This window comes from Acinetobacter sp. UBA2063 (assembly GCF_002333245.1).
Lineage (GTDB): Bacteria > Pseudomonadota > Gammaproteobacteria > Pseudomonadales > Moraxellaceae > Acinetobacter > Acinetobacter parvus.
In genome coordinates this window covers 1,260-9,177 of sequence record NZ_DDAH01000004.1, presented here as the reverse complement: position 1 = coordinate 9,177, position 7,918 = coordinate 1,260, and the positions used below count along the sequence as shown (strand labels likewise).

Sequence of the window (7,918 nt, the reverse complement as noted above, 5' to 3'; positions counted from 1 at the left end):
TATTGCAATGTAACCGCCATGTGCAACGTGGTGTTGCAGGTCAGCATCATCCTGTGACGGTGGAAATTGCAGGTCGTCATTATGAAAGAACCTATAGCCTGATGCAGGTCGATGCAGACCATCTCTGCCTAACGGTGAAAAAAGTTGATCAAGGTCTGGTCAGTTCTTGGTTGGTCGATCAAAGTCAAACAGGTGATATTCTGCGTTTGGGACAGCCTTATGGTGAAATGCAGCAGCAGGTTCAAACACCAAGGCTATTGTTACTTGCAGCAGGTAGTGGCATTACACCAATGCTGAGCTTGATTGAGGCTTTCTGTCAGTCCAGACAGCTTAAAGCCATATTTGTGCAATTGATGTATTGGGTGAAAACGCATGAAGATGCGGCTTATGCTGAGTACCTAAAAGAGGTTGCTGAAAACTTTCCGAATTTTACTTATCAGATTTTTTATACGCAGGAACAGGATCAACGCTTAAACCAGTCTCACGTTAATCAACTTAAATCTTTAAATGAAACCACAGTTTATGCCTGCGGCCCATCAGGCTTTGTGGCAATGGCGGAAACATTGTTTAAGCATGCCGCCTCAATCCAGACCGAAGCTTTTGGTCTAAGCCAGTTTGATATAGATGCAACTGATACGGGTTTTATCAATGTCACATTGACACAATCCAACAAGACCATCGCCATTCCAAAAGGCCAGTCGATTCTAAGCAGTTTGGAACATCAGGGGATCAAGCCAAAGCATGGTTGCCGTATGGGAATCTGTAATAAGTGTGCCTGCACCAAGGCACAAGGTTCGACCAGAAACTTGCTCAATGATTCAGCAAACCACGAGCCAAGCCAGTTACTCAAGATTTGCGTAAATTCAGCTCAATCTGATCTTGTGATTGATCTATAAGCGAGAATGACAATATGAATATGCCTGTAAAATATCAATTTTTTCAAAATCCTAAAAATCGTAATTTAACCGAAGCCGAACTGGCTGCTTTTGCCAGAGAACTGGATCAAATCAAGCAGGAGGTGCTGGACGATTTGGGCGAAAAAGATGCCAAATACATTCGCCGTGTTTATTCATCAGTCCGCTATAGTAGTTTCTTAGGTCGTACCTTGTTGTTTGCTGGATGGTTTCCGCCTGCATGGCTATTGGGTACAGGTTTACTTGGTTTTGCCAAAATCATGGAAAATATGGAATTGGGCCATAATGTCATGCATGGGCAGTATGACTGGATGAATGACCCTAAATTTAATGGTCTAACCTATGAGTGGGACACGGTTGGCACCTCGGATAACTGGCGACAAACCCATAATTATAAGCATCATACTTATACCAATGTTAAGGGAATGGATGATGATGTCGGTTATGGGGTATTTCGTTTATTTCCAGAACAACGTTGGACTAAATTTACTTTAATTCAACCAATTTATATCGTGCCATTTAGCCTGTTGTTTCAATGGGGGGTCGCCATACAGAATCTGGAATTGGGCAGGGTAGTCTATAAGCGTAAAACCATGACAGAGTTTAAGCAGGAGTGGAATCCTGTACAGAAGAAAATCGCCAAGCAACTGTTTAAGGATTATGTGTTTTTTCCATTGATTGCAGGGCCATCAGCCATTCCTGTGTTTACAGGAAATCTGGTCGCCAATGGCATTCGTAATATCTGGACATTCAGCATTATTTTCTGTGGTCACTTTACCAAAGATGCAGAAGTATTCCCAAAAACAGTGCTGCAAGATGAAAGTCGTGGGCATTGGTACATGCGCCAGATTCGTGGTTCATCCAATTTGACTGGCTCGGAAGCATTTCACATTTTGACGGGACATTTGAGTCATCAAATTGAGCACCACTTATTTCCTGATATCCCTGCACGCCGTTATCGCCAAATTGCACCGAAAGTTGAAGCGGTATGTAAAAAATATGGCTTAAATTACAACAATGCCAGCTTTGTCAAACAGTTTGGTGAAGTGGTCGGACGTATTTTTAAATATGCGCTGCCTTTTAAAAAGTGATTAGAGCATAAGGGCGAATTGTGTTCGCCCTTATGCTGAGGTCAGTTCAACGTTCCAATTATTTAAACTGAATCGACCCATTGGCGCTAACCGTGATTTTTGATTCACCCGCCGCCATGTCCTGTGCAGGTGCAGCTTCCGCCATCGCAAATTTTGCCATGCCACCCCGCATCATTGGTTGTGGGAAATAGTTGCTGGTATTTAGGTTTAAACTGACCAGATTATATTGGGTTTTATTCCATGCCTGAGTAATCGCCTGTGCACGTTGCTGGAAGTTTCTAGATGCCTCAATCATCAACTCATTTTCAACTTTCTTGCGCTGTTCATCCGACACGGTGAAATTGATGGATTGGGTCTGGAAGCTTTGCTGCAACTCGCTAATCAACTGGCTTGCCGCCTTAAAGTCCTTACTTTCAAGCTGAATTTCAGCACGGGCACGCCATTCCTTTAACTTGCTGCTGTCATTGTCATAAACAGGGTAGGTACTTTGCGCACCAGTTTCGACCTTGACCTGTGAATATTTACGCGAAATCGCCTGTGCCTGATTCATCAGTTGATTGATTTGATTCGAAAGCTCAGCAGGTTGCTTGTGGCTTTTCTCAATATAGAGAACTGCACGCATTTCGTCATTCGCAACTTGGCGTGCTGCATCTGCTTGGATATTCACAATATTATAGTTCAAGTTTTCAGTCTCATGAGCAAAAAGGCTTGGGCTAAGTGCAGCTCCGATCATTAATGTTGCAAGTGCTAAAGTACGCATAAAAAATTCCTTAAAATTTGGTATTAAACATTTATTTTTACAAGTCTGATATTAGAAACAACGGATGGCGAACTTTTGCATATTTTGTGGTGTCTTTGTAATGGATTAGGGTGGTTTTGCAACAGAAAAATAAATAAAACTGATTAAAAAATAATGTGTTAATTAAAAGTGTTTGACCATTTATCTAAAATACAAACTGCAAATAAAAAAAGCATACTTTCTTTCACTTGTCACATAGTATGATGATAATTCATCATAGTTAATTGAAAGAAACATTTTTTCAATAATATTAGATGAATGTCAGGCATAAAAAGAGTTTATTTTATTTCAAAATTAGGTATCATCTCGCACCTAGTTGAAAGATATAAAACATTTTGTCTGCACTAGATTCTAAAAAGCACCGAGTCAAACGACCGCAAGTCACCAGACTTATTTCTTTTACCCATATCAGAGATGGTAATTCGATATGAGCGTTACTTCCGTAAATCCTGCCGCTAATGCAACCAACGAATATTATCTGACTCGCCAAAGTCAGATGGAATCAAATGTTCGTAGTTATCCACGTAAATTACCGTTAGCGATAGCGAAAGCACAGGGCTGCTGGGTTACAGATGTTGAGGGTACTCAATACCTCGACTGTTTAGCTGGGGCAGGAACATTGGCTTTAGGTCATAATCATCCTGCGGTGATTCAAAGTATTCAAGACACATTGGCAAGCGGTTTGCCATTGCATACTTTAGACTTAACGACTCCTTTAAAAGATGCTTTTACTGAAGCACTTTTGGCTTACTTGCCAGGCGGTAAAGAAGAATATTGCTTACAGTTCTGTGGACCATCTGGTGCAGATGCTACAGAAGCGGCGATTAAACTTGCTAAAACATATACTGGTCGTAGTTCTGTGATCAGTTTTTCAGGTGGATACCACGGTATGACTCATGGTTCACTGTCGATGACAGGTAACTTGAGTGCTAAAAATGCCGTGAATGGTCTTATGCCTGGCGTTCAGTTTATGCCATATCCACATGAATATCGTTGCCCACTTGGTTTAGGTGGTGAAGCGGGTGTTGATGCTTTGACTTACTTCTTTGAAAATTTCATCGAAGACGTTGAAAGTGGTGTAACGAAACCTGCTGCTGTGATTCTTGAAGCAATTCAAGGTGAAGGCGGTGTGGTAACTGCACCTGTTAAGTGGTTACAAAAAATTCGTGAAGTGACTGAAAAGCACAACATCGTTTTAATTTTGGACGAAGTTCAAGCTGGTTTTGCACGTTCAGGTAAAATGTTTGCCTTTGAACATGCAGGTATCGAGCCTGATGTTGTGGTGATGTCAAAAGCTGTAGGTGGTGGTTTACCATTAGCCGTGCTTGGTATTAAGCGTAAGTTTGATGCTTGGCAGCCAGCAGGTCACACGGGTACTTTCCGTGGAAACCAGTTGGCCATGGGTACAGGTTTAATGGTTCTAAAAACTATTTCTGAACAAAACCTAGCTCAAAATGCGCAAGAGCGTGGTGACTTCTTACAAGCTGAATTCAAAAAGTTAGCTCAAGAATTCCCATGTATCGGTAATGTCCGTGGTCGTGGTTTGATGATCGGCGTTGAAATCGTTGATGAGCGTAAACCAGCTGATCATATGGGTTCACTTCCTGCTGATGCACAATTAGCTGCGGCAATTCAAACAGCTTGTTTCAACAATAAACTTTTACTTGAGAAAGGTGGTCGTAACGGTACTGTAATTCGTTTACTTTGCCCACTTATCATCAATCAAGACGAATGTGTTGAAGTGGTTGCACGCTTCAAAAAAGCTGTTGCTGAAGCATTAAAAGCAGTACGAGGCTAATCCATGGTTGATTTTGCAGAACATCGTAAAGCGTTACTCTGCAATGATGCACAATCCATTGCTGACTATCAGTCAGCAATGGGTGAAGCGGTTAAAGCCGTTTCAGCATGGTTGCAAAATGATAAAATGTACACAGGTGGAAGCATTAAAGATTTGCGAGCAGCAATTTCTTTTCATCCATCAAAAGAAGGTTTAGGTGTACAACAATCATTACAACGTATGGTTGAGCTTTTCCTCAACAAAAGTTTAAAAGTACATCATCCACACTCACTTGCACATTTGCATTGCCCAACGATGGTGATGAGCCAAATTGCGGAAGTGTTAATCAATGCAACGAACCAATCTATGGATTCATGGGATCAAAGCCCAGCAGGTTCATTGATGGAAGTTCAGCTTATTGATTGGTTACGTCAAAAAGTGGGCTATGGTGCAGGTCAAGCAGGTGTGTTCACTTCGGGTGGTACACAGTCAAACTTGATGGGTGTATTGCTTGCACGTGACTGGTGTATCTCGAAAAACTGGAAAGACGAAAATGGTAAGCCATGGTCGGTTCAGCGTGATGGTATTCCAGCAGAAGCAATGAAAAATGTCAAAGTCATTTGTTCTGAAAATGCACATTTCTCTGTGCAAAAGAACATGGCAATGATGGGGATGGGCTTCCAGTCTGTTGTCACTGTTCCTGTGAATGAAAACGCACAGATGGATGTTGATGCATTGGAAAAAACCATGGCACATCTTCAGTCTGAAGGCAAAATCGTAGCCTGTGTTGTTGCAACAGCGGGTACAACCGATGCAGGTGCGATTGATCCACTTAAGAAAATCCGTGAAATTACCACGAAATATGATTCATGGATGCATATTGATGCAGCTTGGGGTGGTGCACTGATTCTGTCCAATGACCATCGTGCAATGTTAGATGGAATTGAATTATCAGATTCAATCACGCTTGATTTCCACAAGCATTATTTCCAAAGCATTAGCTGTGGTGCTTTCTTGTTGAAAGACGAAGCAAACTATCGCTTTATGCATTATGAAGCAGAATATTTAAACTCTGCTTATGATGAAGAGCATGGTGTACCTAACCTTGTGTCTAAATCATTACAAACGACACGTCGTTTTGATGCATTGAAATTATGGATGACGGTTGAAGCATTAGGCGAAGAGCTTTATGGTTCAATGATCGATCACGGTGTGAAACTGACACGTGAAGTTGCTGACTATATTAAGGCAACAGCAGGTCTTGAACTACTGGTTGAACCGCAATTTGCTTCTGTGTTGTTCCGTGTGGTGCCAGAAAGTTATCCAACTGATTTTGTTGATAGCTTGAACCAAAACGTTGCAGATGAATTGTTTGCACGTGGCGAAGCGAATATCGGTGTAACAAGAGTGGGCAATGTTCAGTCTTTGAAGATGACCACTTTAAGTCCAGTTGCAACGCTTGAAAACGTTCAAAACTTGCTTGCACTTGTGTTGGCAGAAGCCGATCGTATTAAGGATTCGATTGCAGATGGTACCTATACACCGCCGATTGATTAATCGGGTGTTATGTAGAAAAGAAGATCGCTTAGGCGGTCTTTTTTATATTCGATCTGTAATGAGTTGTTTTTAATCATTTTGCTATAAATCATTAGAAACAAGGTGATTATAAAACTGTAGATAATGAGTTAAAAAATAGCCAATAATGCTCTTGTCTACCTTACAGTTATTAACATCATAAAAGCGTCATAAAGTTGTCACCTAATTGTCATATTATCCACTCAAAATGCAATTAAACAAAGTACAACACTTCATTCAGAGCGTTGTAAATCAAATTGCATCAATGAGAGTAAATCGAATGCGCTTAAATCCACGTCACATCGCAATTGCATTAGCTGTATCTGGGGCAACCGTAGTAACGACTGCAAATGCAGCTCGTGATACGATTCAAATTGCTGGCTCATCCACTGTGTTGCCTTATGCAAGTATCGTTGCAGAAGAGTTTGGTAATACTTTCCCACAATTCAAGGCACCCGTTGTTGGTTCGGGTGGTACTTCAGGTGGTTTAAAGCAATTCTGTCAAGGTGTTGGTGATAATACCATCGATATTGCAAATGCTTCACGTAAAATCAAAGATTCAGAGCTTGCTGCATGTAAAAAAGCAGGCGTAAATCAAGTGCAAGAAATCAAAATTGGTTATGACGGTATTGTATTTGCGTCTAACTCACGAAAGGGTGCTTATAACTTAGATCCAGCACATGTATTTACTGCATTGGCTGCACAGCTTCCTTCAGGTGGTAAATTGGTTCCAAACCCATATACACGATGGAACCAAATTGATGATGACTTACCAAATGAACCGATTACCTTAGTTATTCCAGCAACAAACCATGGTACGCGTGAAGTGTTCCAAGAAAAAATGGTTGAAGCGGGTTGTGAATCATTTGCTTATTTCAAAAATTTAGATAAAGAAGAACAGAAAAAAGCATGTTCAAACTTCCGTAAAGATGGTCGTGTGATTGAAATTGCAGGTGATTACACTGAAACACTAGCTCGTTTAAAAACTTCTCCTAATGCAGTAGGCGTATTTGGTTTAGGTTTCTATGATCAAAACCGCGATAAATTACGTGTTGCAACAGTAAATGGTGTATTACCTTCTGAGAAAACTGTTTTAAGTGGTCAATATCCAGTATCTCGTGCACTTTACTTCTATGTGAAAGGCGAACACTTAAAATCAATCAAAGGTTTAGCTCAGTATCCAGAGTTTTTCCTTAACAAGAAAATTTCTGGTAAAGGTTCTAAACTGGAAAAAGCTGGCCTGATTCCTCTAAGCGATAAAGAACGTGCAACAGTTCTAGCTGATTTCAAAGCGGGTAAAACAGTTAAGTAATATTGTTAAAAGGGAGGCTGGTGCGACTTAGGTTCATCAGCCTTTTTTGTCTAACTAAGTTTTTTCAAATCATGAAAATTGAGAAAACGTGGAGATTACATGAATCTGCTACTTATCGGTGTGTTATTAGCCCTTGTGGCAATTGCATATCAAATTGGGCTGAGTAAAAGCCGTAACCTAGCAGGTAAGGGAAATAACTCAGTAACACTACATTCACGTCCAGTTTATTACGGGGCTTTAGTTGCTTTGTGGTGTGGTATTCCTGCTTTTTTAATTTTGATGATTTGGAACTTGGTTGAACCAAGCGTTTTACAACATATTATTTTTAATAATATTCCTTCATCGATTAGCTCAACTTTAGATGAAGCTGGTCGTGATGTTCTTATTGATCGTGTTAAAGCAATTGCTTCAGGATTCGGGGTAACTGATCAAGCCGCTGCTTATGAAGTT

The 7,918-nt window shown here is 40.7% G+C and carries 7 protein-coding genes; 6 read left to right on the top strand and 1 reads right to left on the bottom strand.

Translation table 11 applies throughout. The features are described from left to right. Both B4H32_RS00160 and B4H32_RS00155 read left to right on the top strand, forming a co-directional pair. The coding region (locus B4H32_RS00160; protein ID WP_286798998.1) for a flavin reductase family protein at window positions 1–896 on the top strand (896 nt) is incomplete at its 5' end. A gap of 14 nt (window positions 897–910) precedes the next feature. Then, on the top strand, window positions 911–2,005 hold the full coding sequence (locus B4H32_RS00155) for a fatty acid desaturase family protein (RefSeq protein ID WP_286798997.1): 1,095 nt from the start codon (window positions 911–913) through the stop codon (window positions 2,003–2,005). 58 nt (window positions 2,006–2,063) lie between these two features. On the opposite strand, the gene B4H32_RS00150 is transcribed toward B4H32_RS00155, so the two are convergent. Further along, window positions 2,064–2,765, bottom strand: coding sequence for an SIMPL domain-containing protein (locus tag B4H32_RS00150; RefSeq protein WP_004681333.1), 702 nt, complete (start codon window positions 2,763–2,765; stop codon window positions 2,064–2,066). Between the two features lie 466 nt (window positions 2,766–3,231). Between B4H32_RS00150 and B4H32_RS00145 the strand changes: the two genes are divergently transcribed. From B4H32_RS00145 to B4H32_RS00130, 4 genes are all read left to right on the top strand, one after another. Beyond that, window positions 3,232–4,602: a diaminobutyrate--2-oxoglutarate transaminase gene (locus B4H32_RS00145; protein WP_286798993.1), complete on the top strand. Its 1,371-nt coding sequence runs from the start codon at window positions 3,232–3,234 to the stop codon at window positions 4,600–4,602. A 3-nt stretch (window positions 4,603–4,605) separates the two neighbouring features. Then, on the top strand, window positions 4,606–6,138 hold the full coding sequence (locus B4H32_RS00140; protein ID WP_286798992.1) for a pyridoxal phosphate-dependent decarboxylase family protein: 1,533 nt from the start codon (window positions 4,606–4,608) through the stop codon (window positions 6,136–6,138). Between the two features lie 298 nt (window positions 6,139–6,436). Continuing rightward, a complete protein-coding gene (locus B4H32_RS00135) occupies window positions 6,437–7,468 on the top strand; it encodes a substrate-binding domain-containing protein (RefSeq protein WP_004681328.1) in 1,032 nt (343 codons plus the stop codon). A gap of 99 nt (window positions 7,469–7,567) precedes the next feature. Further along, window positions 7,568–7,918, top strand: a 351-nt coding sequence (locus B4H32_RS00130) for a phosphate ABC transporter permease family protein (RefSeq protein WP_286798991.1), incomplete at its 3' end; no start/stop codon positions are given.